We start from the raw sequence: 18,309 nt of genomic DNA, 5'->3' as shown, positions 1-18,309 counted from the left end.
ACAGAACTGTTTTTTTATGGTAGGGTTAAAAAAACTGAATATTCATCCACTGGAGGTGCCCTTTAAAAGGGCTGAGATCAAAGTGACTGACTTTGGGATTCCTGGAACCTGATCCAGTTTATACTGGCGTAGGAAAGTGGCGAAGACCTTTACTTTAATGGATCTGTTTATACACAGCGCTGCTTTCCCTACCCGGAAAGCAGCGCTTTTTAGTTTGTTTGGAGGTGAAACCACTTGATTCATGCAGTGACGGACGGCACAGGTCTGCCCCGATCTGTGCAGCAAAAAATCATCCATTCTTTTTCTGATGTAGACTTCATTTGTATTCGGGAAAAGCAGCTGTCCCTGCACCAATTATCACAGAAAATAAACGAACTTCTTCAAAGCGGGCTGCCAGCAGAAAAAGTCATTGTTCATTCTGTACCGGAGCTCGCAGACCGCTTTCCAGTTCAAGGAGTTCATTTTACAGAGCATGACGAACGGCTGGCTCATTTTAAAAGGGAACATCCTTCTAAGCTTGCCGGACGGTCTGTTCACTCGGTGGAAGCAGCGGAACGAGCGGAAGCGGACGGCGCGGATTATCTTTATTTCGGCCATGTTTTTAATACAAATTCCAAAAAGGGGCTGCCGGGGCGAGGGCTTCACTCCCTATCCCATGTTACTGAAGCCGTCACGATTCCCGTGATTGCCATCGGCGGCATCCATCCTGGAAATATAGAAGCGGTCCGTCAGGCTGGCGCTTCAGGCGCAGCGATGATTTCAGCTTTTTTCAAATGAAAGGAGTGGATTTATGATGAACACGTATGATTACGCAGTCATTGGCGGTGGCGTGATCGGCTGCTCGATTGCGTACCGGCTGGCCCAAAAAGGCTATCTCGTTGCCCTGTTTGATTCCGACAGTGCAGGAAAAGCATCCATGGCGGCCGGCGGCATGCTTGGTGCTCAAAATGAATTTGAGCGTGACAATCCGCTTATGGACATGGCGCTCAAGAGCCGTAGTTTGTTTCCTGATTTGCGCGATGAGCTGATGGAGGAAACCGGGATTGATATTGAGCTTCGGAGGGCAGGCTTGCTGAAGGTTGCAGCTTCTGCTGAAGACTTGCCAGCCCTGCTTAATCAGTACCATTTTTTATCTGAAAAGGATGCGACTGTTCAATGGCTTGAGGCGCATGAAGTACCTCTGGCCGAGCCCGAGGTCACCCGTGATACGGCCGGTGCTCTTTATCTCGAGAAAGATCATCAAGTAAAAGCACCCCTGCTCGCGCTTGCTTTTTTGCGGGCTGCGGTCAATGCCGGCGTGCACGTGTATGAGCAAACAAAGGTCCACCGTCTGCTGATTCAAAATGAACAGGCGGTCGGTGTGGAAACGGCGCTTGGCTCTTTTTATGCCGGCCGGCTCATCAGCGCAGCCGGTGCCTGGAGCACGTCCATGCTAACTGAAACAGGCTTTGTTCCTCCAGTCGTCCCGGTAAAAGGGGAATGTGTGTCGGTGAAGCTGACAGCTGCCGCCCCGGTCAAAACGGTTTTTGCGGTAGACGGCTGCTACATCGTTCCAAAACGAAACAAGGAAATGCTGATTGGCGCCACCTCGTTGCCAGACTCGTTTGATCCCGCTGTGACAGCCGGCGGTATCCGTTCTCTGCTAAATCGGGCGGCGCGGCTCCTGCCTGTTTTGGACACTGGAACGATTGAACGGACGTGGTCTGGTGTACGTCCGCAGGCAGTCGATCATCTTCCCGTGATCGGCGCTCACCCGCTTATTGATCAGCTTTACATGTGTACGGGGCATTACCGAAACGGCATTTTGCTGAGCCCTGCTACCGGTGTTTTGATGGAACATTATTTAAGCGGGTGTCCAGAAGCAGCGGAGCGCCTTGCTCCCTTTTCACCTGCCCGATTTTTAACGAAAAAGGAGGAATCATTCGTATGAAAATGACCGTCAATGGACGTGACGTCGATTTGCCGGAAAACGTCACGACAGTACAGGACCTGCTGGATCACTTTCAGTTAAACAAAGAACTCGCGATCGTTGAATTAAACCAGTCGATTTTAGATAAATCCACAAGAGACGGAGCCAAATTAACGAATGGCGACCGTGTGGAAATTGTACAATTTGTAGGAGGCGGATAACATGTTGAAGATTGGCCCTTATTCATTTCACTCCCGTTTATTGCTCGGGACAGGCAAATTTCCCGACTTTGATACACAAAAAAAAGCTGTAGAAGCATCGGAAACGGACATTTTAACGTTTGCTGTTCGCCGGATGAATATATTTGAGCCGGATCAGCCGAATTTCCTTGAGAAAATCGATGTGAAAAAGTATACGCTGCTGCCAAATACAGCCGGAGCCAAAACAGCAGAAGAAGCAGTCCGCATTGCCAAACTTGCCAAAGCATCGGGCTTATGTGACATGATTAAGGTGGAAGTGATCGGCTGCGATAAAACGCTTCTTCCCGATCCGGTTGAAACGCTTCGAGCTTCGGAAATGCTGTTGGCGGAAGGCTTTATTGTTCTTCCGTATACGTCAGACGATGTGCTGCTGGCGAAGCGGCTTGAAGAGCTCGGCTGTCATGCGATTATGCCGGGCGCGTCCCCGATCGGAACGGGTCTTGGCATTGTGAATCCGTTAAACATTCACTATATTATCGAACAAGCCAAAGTACCGGTCATCGTGGATGCCGGAATCGGTGTCCCGTCAGATGCAGCCAAAGCAATGGAGCTTGGTGCAGATGGCGTTTTGTTAAATACAGCCGTTTCAGGTGCACAGGATGCGGTTAAAATGGCTCAAGCAATGAAGCACGCTGTTTGGGCAGGGCGCGGTGGATTTGAAGCAGGACGAATCCCGAAGAAGCTGCATGCAAATGCTTCAAGCCCTCTTGAAGGAATGAGCGTGCTGTGACAGAACGGTATTCACGGCAGGTGCTGTTCCCCGGCATTGGCAGGGATGGACAACACCTGCTTCAGACTAAGCATGTGCTCATGATCGGAGCCGGTGCGCTCGGAGCAGCAAACGCAGAAATGATCGTCCGAGCCGGCGTCGGCCGTGTCACGATTGTGGACCGGGACTATGTGGACCTCTCCAACCTGCAGCGGCAAAATTTATACACTGAGCAGGATGCGATGGAGCGGCTGCCAAAAGCGGAAGCCGCAACAAGAAGGCTGTCGGCCATTAATTCTGACGTGCAGTTGTCGGCCTATGTGCAGGATGTTGACGCGGCTTTTCTCGAGCACCTGCTGCATAAAGAAAGTATTGATTTGATCATCGATGGCACGGATAATTTTGACGTCCGCTTTATCGTCAATGATGCCGCGCAGAAGCAGAAAATCCCGTGGGTGTACGGAGCATGCGTCGCTTCCGGAGGCTTGTCTATGCTCGTTGTGCCGGGTGAAACTCCCTGCCTGCACTGCTTGATGGACACGCTGCCCGGTGCAGGCGCTACCTGTGACACAGCAGGAATTATTTCGCCGGCTGTGCAAATGACCGCTTCCCTGCAAACGGCTGAAGCGTTTAAATGGCTGACCGGCCGCCTGGATGCCCTGCGCGGGACTATTTTTTCATTTGATTTATGGCAAAATCAATTTTCCTCCGTAGACGTACAGCGGCTGAAAAAAACAGACTGTCCTTCCTGCGGACCTAACCCGGTTTATCCTTTTTTGTCGTATGAACGGACGACCAAGTTTGCCGTTTTATGCGGCCGGGATACCGTCCAGATTCGACCGGCAGATGTGAACCATCGCGACTTGCTTCTATTAGCAGATCAAGTAAAAAAAAGAGCCGACATCACGCATCAAAACGGATTTTTGCTTTCCTTCCGCCACGAGCCGCATGCGATCACTGCGTTTCGTGACGGGCGTGTCTTAATTCAAGGAACGTCCTCTATTCAAGAAAGCAAAAGCATTTATTACCAGTATTTCCAATAAAGAAAAGCCTGTTTTTTTCTTTTTTCACACACGACGGCGCAATTGTGCTGATTAGCGCGCAATAACTCCAACGGTTCGGCGCAATTCCCGAAAACAAGGCGCAATTCCGAATGAATTGCGCCGTAAACAGTGGTAACATCTGTTTCCAGCAATCAGTCTATCCTTCTTTTTTTCTGTATGGTTAACGGTTCACCCGTTTCTCTTTTCGCAGCAGCAGCACAAGTGGCAATGCGACGATAAGCGGCAGCATCGAGTATAGAAACACGTCGCCTGCGGCTGTCGCTTCAGACGCTTGTATGCTCGCTCCTCCACTCATGTATTTTGCGGAGCGGTAGGCTAGCAATGCGGAGAACAGCGCAATCGATAAGGAGGCAATCGACTGTCTTGCCCAGTTGTTTAACGCGGAGGCATAGCCTGCAATTTCTACAGGAATAGCGGACATGCCCGCATTTGTAATGGGCATGTTGCAAAGGGCAATGCCCAGATAACGGACAGACGTCCAAATCACAACATACAGCATCGCCGTTTCAATGCTTAAGTTCCCCATAAACTTCGTAACACGAAATATACTGCCGCCTTTTTCATTCACAAAGCTGAAATAATGACTTGGCTTGCAAAAGAAAGATTTATGCTACACTAAAGCAAACAAAGGATGAAAGGACTTATGCGATGCTAAAACGATTTGTTTTTGTCATTCCGGTGATGGTGATCGTGTTTTCTGTCGCCACGTGGATGCTGAATAAAGATTATGCGATGATTGAACGCGATATCCGCTTGCTTATTTCCGGCGGAGCTGCCGTCTTTTCCGGCGTGATCACCTTTTTCCTGATGAAGGGTGACGCTGAACATTTAGTAGACGCTCACCGTGAAAGGAAAGAAAACAAGAAAAAGTAGAAAGAAGCTGGCACATAACAATGAGATTGGCTCTTGAATCCGAACAATCTAGCAACTGAAAGCCTTGTTTCTTGGAAAAGCACACACAGGGGCTCCGGGCTGCCGGCTCCGCTTTTCTATGTGGCGAACGCTGAACCAGCCCAAAGTGCGCGGCTGTTTCAGCCTGTCCGCTCGTCACATGGAAGTCTCCGCCGGCCTCCCTGCGCCCGTTGTGGTTCTAATGAAGCAGTGAGGATAAAATTGCTTAAAAGGGCTTGATCTCAATAACTAACGAATGGATGTAGGAGAAGCGCCTTTCTTTTTTCACACGAATAATAGATTGAGGTTTGTTGTTACACATTCAGAACGCTTCTTTTTAAGTTTTATCTGTCGCTTGTCCTCCCAACTAAGGGCGGCTGGCGCAGGACGGAGACTCGGGTGGGATAAGCGGGTTAGGTGAGATCCACTTTTGGAGCGAAGCGACAAAAGTTAGCTCACCGCCCGCCCCTCCGAACGCGAAGTCCTGCAGAAGCCGCCCTTTCTATGTTAGCGCAAGCGCAGTCACTAAACGATTTACCATCATGAAGAGCTCAAAAAAATCCGAACGATCGTTCGTTCGGCTTTTTCTTCTATCCAGAACCTTTTGTACCCAGCTCTTTTCTTCTATTAACTGAAAATCTTCATTAATATTGTAGCCAGTATGACGGTTGAGGCACCGCCGAGACGAGTCGCAACCTGCGCAAACGGCATAAGGGACATTCGGTTTGAAGCAGATAAAATCGCTACATCTCCTGTACCACCCAGCCCGCTATGGCAGCCGGTAACAATAGCGGCGTCTACCGGATGCATTTTCATGAATTTTCCGACAAAGTAGCCGGTCGCGACCATCGCGATGACAACAGACATACATACAATGACATACGCCGGTGTCACAATTTTCACTACATCTTCAAGGGGAATATACAGCATGCCAAGCCCGACCATAAGCGGCCAAGTCAGGCTCGTTGAAACGAATTTGTACAAATGATACGCACCCTGTTCCATCTTCGCCGGCATCATCTGGAACACTTTAACGAGCGTGGCTCCAACGATCATCAGCACCGGACCCGGAATGCCAAGGAACAAGTGCGCGAAGCTTCCGAATATAAAGAAGCTGCAGGCAATTAACAGGCCTGCGCCCATTAACGAAAAGTCGACTGGCTTGTTAATCGAGGTATCCTGCGAAATTTGATCGCCTTCTGCCGATTTCACCAGTACACCATTCCCGGTCAATTCCGGCTTTTTCTCGCCCAGACGCATCATTAAGCCTGCGCAAACAACGGCGACAATATTTCCAATAACGGCAGCCGGGATCATCTGGGAAACAAACGACTCCGCCGCGCCTCCAGAAATTTGTGCATACGCAAGGGATAGTGGCAAAATACCTTCTCCAATGCCGCCGCCAATAATCGGCACAATAATATAAAAGAATGTATGCTTGATTTCATAGCCGAACAGCAATCCGACACCGATCCCTGCGGCAACAGCGGCCAGCGTACCGAGCACAAGCGGGATAAACATGCGGGTAAAGCCTTGAATTAACACCTTCCGGTTCATTCCTAAAATACTGCCGGCGACAAGCACCGAAATATACAAATACAAAAAGTTCGAGGTCTTCATCAGCGTGGTCACTGCTTCTGTTGCACTCGGATTAATTAAATCAAAAAACACAAGCGTCGACGGGACAAGAAGCGCTAAAATAGCCGGTCCGCCGATGTCCTTTAAAATCGGAATCTTCATGCCGAGATCCCCCAGCAGCATCCCGATGATCATAATGACCGCAAACCCGCCAATCATATCCGGCGGCAGCTGGTTGTAAACGGACGCAGCGTAAATAATTGCAGCTAGTACAACATAAAGCGGCAACGGCAGAGGCCCCACCGTGATTTCATTTAATCTAGCAAAAAATGATGGCTTTTTTTCATCCATAGGAAACGTTTCCAATTTTCTTTCTGCTCCCATTTTGACAACCTCCTGTTCATTTCTTGCTTCATCTTATCCGGAATTAAAGCGTTCTCATAGATTATTAACCTTTTTAAATTCTTTTTTAATTAAAAAAAGCAAGCAGCTTTTCACTGCTTACAAAAAATGCTTCATGCGGTATTCTTTTGATAAGCTGCGGGTATGCTGATACACCGGGCGTCCAACCGTTCCATACACGACCTTCACATCCAGCACTTCAATATCCGCTAAAAATTTTAAATATTTGCGGGCCGATACACCGGAAATCCCGACCGTCTTTACGATGTCCTCCGTTGAAAAAGAGCTGTCCCATTTTTGAATCTCTTCCCATACTTGGCGCAGCGTCGCTTTAGTAAGCCCCTTCGGAATTTCTTTCGGAACTGGCTGCTCTCCTTTTCCAAGCAGCTGCCTGTCGAGCTCCTTTTGGCTGATTTGCCGCGGCTCCCTCATAAACGCTTTCCTGTCACGGTATTCCTTGAGCGCTTCTTCAAACCGGTCGAATTCAAATGGTTTAATTAAATAATCAACAGCGCCGTAACGAATGGCTTTTTGCACTCTGTCCATGTCAGATGCTGCTGAAATGATCATCACATCAACTTCTTTTTCCGCTTCCCGCAAAAATGTCAGCAGCGAGAGACCATGAGCACCCGGCATAAAAATATCAAGCAGAACGAGGTCGATTTGTTTTTGTTCTATTATGGCTTTTGCTTCTTCGACCGTTCCTGCAGCACCTGCCAGCGAAAAGCCGTTAATTTTTTCGACATATTTCGCATGAAGTGCGGCTACGTCCCGTTCATCTTCTACAATTAACACGTGAATCATTATGTTTCTTCTCCTTTCTCCTCGTATGGCATGTAAACGGTAAAAATCGTGCCGTATCCCGGCGTTGAGGACAGGTCAAAATCGCCTTCCCGCTCCTCTAAAATATCGTGTATGAGCGTAAGCCCGATGCCCCGGCCTGTTCCTTTAGTGGAAAACCCTTTTTCAAACAAAAGCTCCTGTGTCCTGGTCTCCATGCCCGGACCTGAATCCGATACTTCAATCGTTAAAATATCCTCGCCGTAGCTAAATGAAATATGAACATCTTTCACAGGCTGGTCTTGAACCGCATCAACGGCATTGTCGACCAGGTTGCCAATGACCGTAATCAAGTCGTGTGTAAGGGCCGGATTTTTCGGCTGTGGTATTGGATATTCGCAGGAAACGTGCAGAACGGCTCCGGATTCACGAGCATAACTCAGCTTGCCAGAAAGAAAGCCCGCCAGCACCGGATCGTTTATTTTTTCTGTCATTAATTGAATTTCATTGCTTTTAAAATCAACGGATTGTCTGATAAACAGCTCAAGCTCTTCGTAAGACTTCATCTGTACCATGCCGAGAATAACGTGAAGCTTATTCATAAATTCATGTGTCTGTGCCCGAAGCGCATCCGCATACATTCGGACACCCGTTAACTGCTCCGCCAGCTGCTTCACCTCGGTTTTGTCGCGATAGGTGGCAATCGCTCCGGCGACCGTTTCTCCCACTCGAATAGGGACGCTGTTTACGAGCAGCTCCACATCATTTATTCGCTGCTGCTGATCGATTTCCTCACGCTCTGTTTCCATGACCCGCTGCAAAGAACGGATCGGAACAGGCTCTTTTTCTCCTTTTTGAAAAAGAGACTCGGCCGCTTTGTTCATTAACGTCACCCTGGAATCCCGATCTACGGCAATGATCCCTTCATGCACAGAATGAAGCATCGCATTTCGCTCCTCAAGCAGCCGCGCAATCGCAAACGGCTCAAGTCCGAGCAGCACTTTTTTAATGTATCTTGATAAGAGAACCGCTCCGATCACTCCCGCCAGCAAACCAGCAAGCGTGCCAATGTAAATATCATACCGGCTTTCCTTCACTGCCTTTTGAACACTTGCCGTTGAGAGGCCTACTGCTACCGCCCCAACCTGCGTGCCATCCTCTGCAAGAACGGGTGTAAACGAACGCAGTGAAGGGCCAAGAGTACCCTTGGCAGTTGAAATATGTTCTTCTCCGGCTAATACGTACTGCTCATCTCCGCCGGCAAAAGGCTTTCCTACTTCAGCCGGGTCAGGATGTGACTGGCGGATGCCGTTCATGTCCATCACGACGACGAATTCTACACCTGTCACCCGCTGTATCTGGTTCGCAAATGATTGAATGTCCCCCGGGTCCCGCTGCCCTGCAAGCGCTTCGGCAACAAGAGGTGTATGAGCGACAATGCGAGAGGCATTTTGCGCTTTGTCAATTTGTCCTGCCTCAACGGAATCGGTCACGGTTTCGGTAATTAACAGATCCGTTACAAGCAACGAGAACATGACGACTGCGCAAACGAAAAAAAGAATCACCGTCCGCAATTTCCACCTGCCCTGTTTCATTGGTCAGCCATCCATTTAATTGCATGCATAAAAAAGCTCCATTCGTTTTCTTTCCATTGTACCATTTCAACTGGATTCTCTTCACTCCACACGAAAAAGCCGTTTTCCACTCGAATAAAGAGTGAAAAACGGCTCATATCTTGGATTACTGGCTGTCGCCCATTCCTGTATAGACTTTCCCGCTTGACGCAAAAGTGCTATCCGCACTTTCTTTGCCTGCCGCCGCCCATAAAAATCCTTTTCTCATCATGGCGGTGACTTCTGGCATTGCGACAATATTGGCTTTATGTCCAAGTGCATTGTAAAACACACGGCCGGCGCCCCAGCGCTTTGTCCAGACAACTGGCATATCAACTGCTTTGTTTACAGCATGTGGCCCGTCGACAATAGGAAATCTTGTCGTTGCCAGCACTTCTACAGCCGGGTCGACATGAAGGTAATATTGTTCTGACACGACCTTGAAGTCATCAAAGCCTTCTAGAATCGGGCTGGTGGACTGCTTGATGTTCACCATATACTCGACGCCGTCATTGCCTGGATGGGCAACCCAGTTGCCGCCTGTCATAAACTGCCAGTCAACATTATTCCGGAATGAATCACACATGCCGCCGTGGCAGCCTGCCAGACCAACGCCGCTTGCGACGGCTTCCGATATATTCAGCACGGATTGCTTTTCAATTTCGCCCATTGTCCAGTGAGGGATGATTAAATCCAATGCTTTCAGCTTTTCGACGTCCGCATACGAGTCCAGTGTATCCGACACTTCCACTTCAAACTGCTCTTCTTCTAAAATACCTTTAAACAAACCTGCCACCTGCTCGGGTTCATGGCCATCCCAGCCCCCCCACACGATTAACGCTTTTTTCTTCATTTTCTCTCCTCCTAAAGGTCCTCCGGCTTTATCCAGCGGCGTTCTTCTATAGATAAGTCGACTGCTTCTAACACCTGCTGGCATTTCACTCCATCGTGAAAATTCGGTACGGGCTGCCGGTCTTCCTGAAATGCAGTCATCAGTTCCACCACTTCATGAATAAACGTATGCTCATACCCAATCGTATGCCCCGGCGGCCACCATGCTTCTGCATACGCATGGTCCGGGTCGGTTGCGAGCACTCGGCGGAACCCTTGCACATCTCCTGCATCATCCGTAAAATACACCTGAAGCTCGTTCATCCGTTCAAAGTCGAACTTCACGCTTCCTTTGCTGCCGTTAATCTCAAATGAATTCGTGCACCGGTGGCCTGCTGCGTATCGAGTGGCTTCAAAGCTTCCCAATGCCCCGTTTTTAAAGCGTGCCATAAATAGCGTGGCATCATCGACTGTTACTTTTTCTTTCGGAGAATCCGCGCTTGCCTGCGCACTTAATCCCGTCATTTCTTTTGGAACCGGCCGCTCTTTTACGAATGTTTCACTCATCCCAATCACCTCGTCAAGATCGCCTACGAGAAAATGAGCCAGATCAATTAAATGAGCACCTAAATCACCATGAGAGCCTGATCCCGCTACTTCTTTTTGCAGACGCCACGTCAGCGGAAAATCCGGGTCCACAAGCCAGTCCTGCAAAAACCATGCCCGGAAATGATGAATATCACCGAGCCTGCCTTCTTCCACTAATTTTTTCGCTAATTGAACAGCAGGAGCAAAACGGTAGTTGAAGCCAATCATATGCTTTACACCTGCTTGCTCTACCGCCTGCAAAATTTCACGGGAATCGTCTAAAGTCAGAGCAAGCGGTTTTTCGCAAAAAACGTGCTTGCCGGCTCTCGCCGCCGCAAGGGCAATCTCCTTGTGTGCGTCACTCGGCGCGTTAATATCAACGAGATCAATCTCGGGGCTGTTCACTAAATCGCGCCAGTCTGTACAGCTTGCTTCCCATCCGAATTGATGGGCTGCCTTTTGAACATTCTTTTCATTTCTTCCACAGATCATTTTCATGATCGGTCTTGGCTGCTCCGGAAAAAACATCGGTACGTCCCGATATGCGTGGCTGTGTGCTTTCCCCATGAATTTGTAACCGACCATTCCCACACGAACGTCTGTCATTTTGTGATATCCCCCTTATCTTTTCGAAATGAGCTCAGTAAAGTTCTCTTCATTTATTCCGGTTGGGAACGGAGCTGGCTGGCTGCACGTACTGTTTACCATGTAGTGTTTTCCCTGATCAGATGAATCGTGGAAGCCATGCATAATATCCAGCACGTGATAGGCAAGATCGCCGCCTGCCCTAGGTGTTTGTCCATTAAAAATGGCGTGTGCCATATCTGACAGCCCAATGCCCCGGCTGTTCTCAGCAAAACCGTGCGTCAGCGGAATCTCGGACCAGTTGTCCTGGCCTTTCCGGCGGACAAGCACCGGTCCGCCAAATGTATTCGGGTCCGGCACGACCAGGCTGCCTTCTGTCCCATACACTTCAATGCACGGAAGACGGTGGTACCATGTATCAAAGCTGGTAATGATTGATGCCGTTGCCCCATTATGGAAGTCCATGACACCATTGATTTGAGTCGGTGTATCCACCTGAATTTTTTCGCCGAATTTCGGCTCACTTAAAACCGTTCTTTCATCAAATGTGATGCTTGCCGAGCCAGTCACTCTTTTGACAGGACCCATCAGTGAAATAAGTGCTGTTATATAGTAAGGACCCATATCAAACATCGGTCCGCCGCCTTTTTGATAATAAAAGCCCGGATCAGGATGCCAGTGCTCATGACCGTGATTCATCATAAACGCAGCCGCTGAAACAGGCCGCCCGATCCATCCGTCATCAATCAGCTTGCGGCTCGTCTGAAGTCCTCCTCCTAAAAACGTATCCGGCGCATTTCCAACAAGAAGACCTGTTTCCGCAGCCGCCGCCATGATCGACTCGGCTTCTTTTCTCGTCACAGCCAGCGGCTTTTCACTGTACACATGCTTGCCCGCTTTTAACGCCTGCACGGCAATATCTGCGTGAGCAGCGGGAATGGTCAGGTTTAACACAAGATCAATGTCCGGGTCCTGAATCAGCTCTTCCGGAGAGTATGCCTTTGAAATCCCATGCTTCTCAGCTGTTTCTTTTGCACGCTGAATATTCAAATCAGCACAAGCGGTAATCTCATAAAAATCGAATTTCTTTGCATTTTCCAAATAAATACCGCTGATCACGCCACACCCAATGAGCCCTACTTTAACTTGTTTCATCCTTTCCCCTCTTCCTGGCACTTCTCCCACTGAAAGCGAATACATTTTATCATTAAAAAAACGATCCAGCGGGAAAGTGGAACTTGAAAAAAGTATAACAACCTGATCATAGTTTGTCCAGTAGACCAACTATTAAAAAAATAAAAAGCGACCTCTTTATTTTCAAGAGGTCGCTTTCATGTTGTTAAAAAAAGAATGTGTCAATGAAAAGCAAGTGACAATTTTTCTTTTTCGAAGCCACTGTGCTTGCGCGAACACTGTTCGGGCGGCTTCTGCAGGACTGCGCGTTCCTGGGGGCGGGCGGTGAGCTAACTTTTGCCGCTGCCGCGTCAAAAGTGGATCTCACCTGACCCGCTCAATCCCCAAGGAGTCTTCGTCCTGCGCCAGCCGCCCTGGTGGGGAGGAAAAGCAGAGTGTAAAACCAAAAATGGACATCGTTCTGATTGGAAAGAAAGAGATGAGAACCCTCTGATTTTCACCATGCAGGAAAAGAGGGATTCCTCATTGACGTCAAATGTTTTCAAGAATAGCTGTCAGTCATTCACTACGTTCCTCTAGAACCACTACGGGCGGAGGGAAGCCGGCGCAGACTTCCATGTGACGAGCGGACAGGCTGAAACAGCCGCGCACTTTGGGCTGATTCAGCGTTCGCCACATAGAAAAGCGGAGCCGGCAGCCCGGAGCCCTGCATGTTCTTTTTAGAAAAACAGCCTATTTTTTGCTAAGAAAAAAGGAAACAACTTAGAAAAAACATCGGGTTTCTCTTGACCAGTTTGTTTTTCAACACTTTGAGAGCGACCTCTTTATTTTCAAGAAGTCGCTTTTTTACGCTCTTAATTCCTCCCGGTACACTTTGCCAAGGAAATATCCATACAGCGCTGCGAGCATTTGCTGGAACAGCATGCAAACGACGACGGGAACAGCCACCTGAGGCGGGAAAAAATTAACCGCAATAACGGCACCGGCACTGATGTTTCGCATGCCGCCTGTATAGATCAAGGCCACAATATTTTCCCTCGGCTGCTTGAAAACGACCGCCAGTCCCCAGGAAATCAAATAGCCGCAAAATACAACGAATAAAATCGTCAGCAGAATTTGAATAAATTTCGCGTCGATGTCTCTTAGATAAGGCGCAACCACCGCACTGTTAATAGCGATTACGATGGGCAGCGACAGCTTTGAAAATGGAGACATCGCCTGGCTCACTCTGCTTGCTTTTTCCGCTTTCAGCCACTCATTTGCTATCATGCCGAGTAATGATGGCAGCACAATCATCCAAAACAAGCCGCTTACCATTGCCGTCACGTCCATTTCAACCTTGCTCCCCGCCAGAACCGACATGCTGAAGGGAACCAAAATGGGAGAAAGCATCGTATCAACTAAAATGATGACCAGAGCAAGCGGTACACTGCCTTTATACATTGTCACCCAAATCACACTCGTAATACCGGTTGGAATCACCAGGGCGAGCGTAAATCCTGTCACAGTCAGCGGATCATGAGGAAACATAATATGCCCGACAGTCCAGGAAAACACAGGTACAATGACATGCAGAATCGCCAAGGCCAAAAGGACAGGAAAAGGGTGTGTCATCGTATGATGCAGCATGCGGAAATTTGAATTTAAGCTGCCGACAAATGTCATAAAAGCAAACAGCCAGGGGACGATAAACACCCAGACATTTAAATAATCTCCTAATAAAACACCGATAAAAACACTGATCGGTGTTAAAAGCGGCATCCATTTAGTTAAAAAAAGGTTTATTGCTCCAATCATGCCAAAAGACTCCATTCTTCCTTTATTCTCTTTATTGTACCATTAAGCCGGAATGATTTTATTTTTCTGCTTTCTTTGTTTTAAACTAGGTCTTATTGGGTAAAATGTATTGCCTGAAAATTTTGTACAACAAGGAGGAATGTATGGGAAATTCAACAATGAAAAACCCTGTTTTTATCATTTCGGCTGCCGTGATCCTGCTGCTGGTCGTCATTGGCGCAATCATGCCGGGAAGGTTCGGTGATGCAGCCGGTACCCTGTTTTTATTTACCACAACAAACTTTGGCTGGTTTTATTTGCTTGCTGTTTTTGTTATCATTGTTTTTTTGATCGCACTCGCCATCAGCAAATATGGAAAAATCCGTCTTGGTACGGATGATTCAACGCCAGATTATCCATTCTTCACATGGATTGGCATGCTGTTCTCGGCTGGATTTGGCGCCGGGCTTGTCTTCTGGGGAGTTGCAGAACCAATGAGCCACTTTTTCACTACCCCTTTTTCAGCGGTGGAAGGCCAGACAGAACAGGCCGCCCGTGTTGCAATGGGCTACTCATTTTTCCACTGGGGCATCAGCCAATGGTCGGTCTTCGCCATCGTTGGGCTTGCGATTGCCTTTCTTCAGTTTAAAAAAGGAAGAGACGGGCTTGTTTCTACTTCACTTGAACCGATTTTAGGAAAAAAACGAGCGGTGAAAACGACGATCGATTCCTTCGCTGTGATTGCAACAGTTATGGGAATTGCAACGTCCCTTGGTCTTGGAGTTCTTCAGATGAACGGCGGCTTAAAATCAGTATTTGACCTGCCCAATTCCTTTGGTGTGCAGCTTGTCATTATTCTCGTTATGTTCGCAGCTTATATGCTTTCATCCACCACTGGTCTTGACAAAGGCATCCGCTGGCTGAGCAATATTAACCTCGGACTTTGCCTGCTGCTTCTCATCGTTGTGATGATCGCAGGTCCTACCGTTTTTATCTTTAATACCTTTACACTGGCAATTGGTGACTATATCACAAACTTTGTCGAATACAGCCTGCGACTGACGCCTTATCAAGGTGGAACGTGGGTGCGTGACTGGACCATCTTTTACTGGGCATGGGCGATTGCCTGGTCACCGTTCGTCGGCGCCTTCGTTGCTCGTGTTTCACGCGGCCGCACGATCCGCGAATTTATTTTTGCTGTGCTGGTTGTTCCTCCATTTATCGCCTGTGTATGGATCGCAGCGTTTGGCGGTACAGCATTGTATGAAGATTTAAACAATAATGCCGGGATTGCCGAAGCAGTCAATGCCGACTTGACAGTTGCCCTATTCGAGCTGTATCAGTTCCTGCCGATGACCGGCATCCTGTCCATTCTGTCGATTTTGCTGATTTTCACATTTCTGGTTACATCAGCGGACTCTGCCACGTATATTCTGGCCAGCATGACGACGCACGGAAGCTTGACGCCTCCGCTTGCGGCAAAGATGGTCTGGGGCTTCCTAATGTCCGCCATTGCCGCCGTTCTTCTAGCGGCGGGCGGTTTGGAGGCACTCCAAACGGCCTCGCTCGTCTCAGCTCTTCCGTTCACCGTTTTAATGCTGCTCATGATGGTGGCGCTTGTGAAAATGCTCCGAAAAGAGCCCATTCCCTTGCGGCCAGCTGATGTCCGCCGTTTTAAACGGCTCCAAAAAGAAGTGCGTGAGGATCAGAAAACACCGAAATAATAAAAGGGGCTGCTGGGAAAAGCAGCCCCTTTTATGTTTACGGCTTATATTCTACCAGCCAGCAGTTGTGGTACTTTCCTTCGTGCCATTCGTGCTCCGGCAGCAGCTTGACCTTTTCGAAGCCGCATTTTTCGTAGCAGCGGATCGCCCGTACGTTCCATTCCTGCGGGTCCATGACGACCTTCTGCGCTTGTTTTGTTTTCACCAGGTGTTCAACCACCGCTTTTACAAGCACTTTGCCGATGCCTTTATTCCAGTAGTCCACTTCGCCGATTAGCTGGTCGGTTCCATAAATGACATCATCCGCTCCGTAGCCATATGTGTCCCGCTCTTTTTCGCCGAGCAGGTAATACTGGATGTAACCGATCTCATTTCCTTCAAATTCAATAATGCCTCTTTCGACATCTGAACCATCCTCGTAAAACTCTTTTTTCACTTTATCGAGATCAAACGCATTGTCCCGTCCTTCATAAAATTCCAATACGACAGGATCTGACAGCCATTTGACGAGCAGTGCCTGATCTTTTTCCTCAAGCGGCCGCACCTTTAGCTTTCCTTTTTGAAACAGCATACCCATCGCCCTCCTGTTCCGGTTCTCTTATGTTAAAAATACCTAATATTCAGACAAAAGTAAACCGGCGTCTCCTCTGAATTTAAAGGAAATTAGAAGAATTATAGCGAAATAAGTCTAGGAGGATCTATTTTACTGGAGGCTGCTGCACATGGAATCAACTATTAAACCATCGCACTTGCTGCGTTTATTAAAAGAGCTTCACCCGCCAAAAAAGTGGCTGGCTGTGGCACTGACACTTAGTTTATTCGAAACAGCCGCCAGCCTTTTTGTTCCGCTTTTCACCGGCAATCTTGTGGATCAGCTTGCTGCAGACGCAATCAGCCGGCCGCTGATTATGCTACTCGCTGTTGTATTCATCATTCAAGTTGTCGCTGGCGGTTTTTCCTTTTATTTTATGAGAGCGGCCGGTGAGCAAATGACCGCTTCCTTAAGAGAAAAGCTGTGGGCGCATGTATTGAAGCTGCCGGTTTCTTATTATGATCAAACGGAATCCGGTGACACGATGAGCCGGGTCACCCAGGATACAAACACGGTAAAAATGCTCATTACCGACCATCTCATTACCTTTGTGACGGGCATTATCTCTATTACCGGCTCTGTTATCATTCTGCTGTACATTGACTGGCGGATGACCGTTGTCATGCTTTTGTCTGTTCCGACCGCGATGCTCATTTTAATTCCGCTTGGACGCAAAATGTACGGCATTTCGAAGGATACACAAAATGAAATGGCCGCCTTTACCGGCACCCTGACCCGTGTCCTGACTGATATACGGCTCGTTAAATCGTACACAGCAGGTGAAGCAGAGTATGAAAATGGACGCACCGGCATCCGCCGATTGTTTTCATTCGGGTTAAAAGAAGCCCGTGTTCAAGCGGTTATTTCTCCTTTTATGTCCCTGATTATGATGAGCGTGCTCGTCGTTCTGATCGGCTACGGCGGTGTTCGGGTCGCATCGGGCGATTTATCAGCAGGGTCTCTTACCTCTATCATTATTTACATGTTTCAAATTGTGATCCCATTCAGCCAAATGGCGTCTTTTTTCACGGCCTTTCAAAAAGCGGCCGGCGCAACGGAACGAATTCAAGGAATTTTACAAACAGGCACCGAGCAATCGGATGGATCATCTCTTTCAACGGCCAGACGTTCACTTCATTTTGACGATGTTTCCTTTCAATATGAAGCCAACAAGCCGGTATTGAAAAATATCTCGTTTCTCGTTCCTGAAGGCACAACAACAGCGATTGTCGGACCGAGCGGCAGCGGCAAAACAACTATTTTCTCGCTGCTAGAACGTTTTTATCCGGTCACAGACGGGACAATCCGGATCGGACATGACTCCATTTCATCGTTTCATTTGCACGAATGGCGGCAGCGTCTCGGCTATGTGGCGCAGGAAAGCCCGATTATGTCTGGCTCGATTCGTGATAACCTCGCCTACGGAGCAAACCGGGAAATAAGTGACGATGAATTAATTCAGGCGGCTATCCAGGCGCATGCCTTTTCTTTCATTGAAAAGCTGCCGGATCAGTTTGAGACGAAGGTCGGCGAACGGGGAATGAAGCTTTCCGGTGGTCAGCGGCAGCGTCTCGCCATTGCCCGGGCCATTTTGCGCGATCCCGATATTTTGCTGCTGGACGAAGCAACATCGAGCCTGGACAGCACGTCTGAAACACTTGTTCAGGAAGCGTTAAATGGGCTGATGGAGGACCGGACCACGCTTGTGATCGCCCATCGACTGTCAACGGTTGTCCACGCTGATCAAATCGTTGTACTTGAACAAGGTGAAATCACTGGAATCGGAACACATACTGAGTTGTTTCAATCGCATGCTGTTTACCGGGAACTCGCCCAAAAGCAGGATTTACAAGGGTCTTTTTAACATACTTTC

General features: G+C 48.4%; 17 protein-coding genes and 1 riboswitch. Of the genes, 8 read left to right on the top strand and 9 right to left on the bottom strand.

From position 1 onward, the window contains the following. Nucleotides 1-41: 41 nt before the first annotated feature. Nucleotides 42-152: riboswitch (TPP riboswitch) on the top strand. Nucleotides 153-234: 82 nt separating this feature from the next. Genes BW952_RS16715 through BW952_RS16695 form a run of 5 tightly spaced genes read left to right on the top strand, consistent with a single transcriptional unit; the run spans nucleotide 235 to nucleotide 3,921 of the window. Then, nucleotides 235-777: a thiamine phosphate synthase gene (locus tag BW952_RS16715; RefSeq protein WP_052698549.1), complete on the top strand. Its 543-nt coding sequence runs from the start codon at nucleotides 235-237 to the stop codon at nucleotides 775-777. A gap of 13 nt (nucleotides 778-790) precedes the next feature. Next, complete coding sequence (thiO, locus tag BW952_RS16710; RefSeq protein WP_045852323.1) at nucleotides 791-1,930, top strand: glycine oxidase ThiO; 1,140 nt, start codon at nucleotides 791-793, stop codon at nucleotides 1,928-1,930. Next, nucleotides 1,927-2,130, top strand: coding sequence for a sulfur carrier protein ThiS (gene thiS, locus BW952_RS16705; protein ID WP_045852324.1), 204 nt, complete (start codon nucleotides 1,927-1,929; stop codon nucleotides 2,128-2,130). Before thiO ends, thiS begins: the two co-directional genes overlap by 4 nt. A gap of 1 nt (nucleotide 2,131) precedes the next feature. Continuing rightward, the gene (locus tag BW952_RS16700) at nucleotides 2,132-2,899 is read left to right on the top strand and encodes a thiazole synthase (protein ID WP_045852325.1); all 768 of its coding nucleotides are present in this window, start codon (nucleotides 2,132-2,134) and stop codon (nucleotides 2,897-2,899) included. Then, nucleotides 2,896-3,921 carry a ThiF family adenylyltransferase gene (locus BW952_RS16695; RefSeq protein WP_045852326.1) on the top strand — a complete coding sequence of 342 codons (1,026 nt, stop codon included), beginning with the start codon at nucleotides 2,896-2,898 and terminating at the stop codon, nucleotides 3,919-3,921. The genes BW952_RS16700 and BW952_RS16695 overlap by 4 nt, the downstream gene beginning before the upstream one ends. A gap of 181 nt (nucleotides 3,922-4,102) precedes the next feature. Here BW952_RS16695 and BW952_RS16690 read toward each other — a convergent pair whose 3' ends face one another. Then, nucleotides 4,103-4,468: an MFS transporter gene (locus BW952_RS16690; protein ID WP_045852327.1), complete on the bottom strand. Its 366-nt coding sequence runs from the start codon at nucleotides 4,466-4,468 to the stop codon at nucleotides 4,103-4,105. 122 nt (nucleotides 4,469-4,590) lie between these two features. On the opposite strand from BW952_RS16690, the gene BW952_RS16685 reads away from it, so the two are divergent. Beyond that, a complete protein-coding gene (locus BW952_RS16685) occupies nucleotides 4,591-4,815 on the top strand; it encodes a hypothetical protein (RefSeq protein ID WP_045852328.1) in 225 nt (74 codons plus the stop codon). Nucleotides 4,816-5,460: 645 nt separating this feature from the next. On the opposite strand, the gene BW952_RS16680 is transcribed toward BW952_RS16685, so the two are convergent. The 7 genes from BW952_RS16680 to BW952_RS16650 form a co-directional block, all read right to left on the bottom strand. After that, the gene (locus BW952_RS16680; RefSeq protein WP_414735839.1) at nucleotides 5,461-6,762 is read right to left on the bottom strand and encodes a 2-hydroxycarboxylate transporter family protein; all 1,302 of its coding nucleotides are present in this window, start codon (nucleotides 6,760-6,762) and stop codon (nucleotides 5,461-5,463) included. A gap of 150 nt (nucleotides 6,763-6,912) precedes the next feature. Further along, complete coding sequence (locus BW952_RS16675; RefSeq protein WP_045852330.1) at nucleotides 6,913-7,617, bottom strand: response regulator; 705 nt, start codon at nucleotides 7,615-7,617, stop codon at nucleotides 6,913-6,915. Further along, a complete protein-coding gene (gene dcuS / locus BW952_RS16670; protein ID WP_045852331.1) occupies nucleotides 7,617-9,188 on the bottom strand; it encodes a DcuS/MalK family sensor histidine kinase in 1,572 nt (523 codons plus the stop codon). The genes BW952_RS16675 and dcuS overlap by 1 nt, the downstream gene beginning before the upstream one ends. A gap of 145 nt (nucleotides 9,189-9,333) precedes the next feature. Beyond that, nucleotides 9,334-10,059, bottom strand: coding sequence for a ThuA domain-containing protein (locus BW952_RS16665; RefSeq protein WP_045852332.1), 726 nt, complete (start codon nucleotides 10,057-10,059; stop codon nucleotides 9,334-9,336). An 11-nt stretch (nucleotides 10,060-10,070) separates the two neighbouring features. Next, complete coding sequence (locus BW952_RS16660) at nucleotides 10,071-11,231, bottom strand: Gfo/Idh/MocA family protein (protein ID WP_045852333.1); 1,161 nt, start codon at nucleotides 11,229-11,231, stop codon at nucleotides 10,071-10,073. Between the two features lie 15 nt (nucleotides 11,232-11,246). Next, nucleotides 11,247-12,365, bottom strand: a complete 1,119-nt coding sequence (locus tag BW952_RS16655) for a Gfo/Idh/MocA family protein (protein ID WP_045852334.1) — start codon at nucleotides 12,363-12,365, stop codon at nucleotides 11,247-11,249. 825 nt (nucleotides 12,366-13,190) lie between these two features. Beyond that, the gene (locus BW952_RS16650) at nucleotides 13,191-14,141 is read right to left on the bottom strand and encodes a bile acid:sodium symporter family protein (protein ID WP_045849435.1); all 951 of its coding nucleotides are present in this window, start codon (nucleotides 14,139-14,141) and stop codon (nucleotides 13,191-13,193) included. A gap of 143 nt (nucleotides 14,142-14,284) precedes the next feature. On the opposite strand from BW952_RS16650, the gene BW952_RS16645 reads away from it, so the two are divergent. Continuing rightward, entirely contained in the window at nucleotides 14,285-15,844 is a 1,560-nt protein-coding gene (locus BW952_RS16645) for a BCCT family transporter (RefSeq protein WP_045849410.1), read from the top strand. 37 nt (nucleotides 15,845-15,881) lie between these two features. Here the strand turns inward: BW952_RS16645 and BW952_RS16640 are convergent, their stop codons facing one another. After that, nucleotides 15,882-16,415, bottom strand: coding sequence for a GNAT family N-acetyltransferase (locus BW952_RS16640; protein WP_045849411.1), 534 nt, complete (start codon nucleotides 16,413-16,415; stop codon nucleotides 15,882-15,884). A 151-nt stretch (nucleotides 16,416-16,566) separates the two neighbouring features. Here BW952_RS16640 and BW952_RS16635 point away from each other — a divergent pair, with 151 nt between their 5' ends. Beyond that, the gene (locus tag BW952_RS16635) at nucleotides 16,567-18,300 is read left to right on the top strand and encodes an ABC transporter ATP-binding protein (RefSeq protein ID WP_045849412.1); all 1,734 of its coding nucleotides are present in this window, start codon (nucleotides 16,567-16,569) and stop codon (nucleotides 18,298-18,300) included. The last annotated feature ends 9 nt before the right edge of the window (nucleotides 18,301-18,309 follow it).

The organism is Domibacillus enclensis, assembly GCF_900156125.1.
Taxonomy (GTDB): domain Bacteria; phylum Bacillota; class Bacilli; order Bacillales; family Domibacillaceae; genus Domibacillus; species Domibacillus enclensis.
Note: the sequence above shows the minus strand (reverse complement) of the source record. Positions and strands in the feature narration are given on the sequence as shown.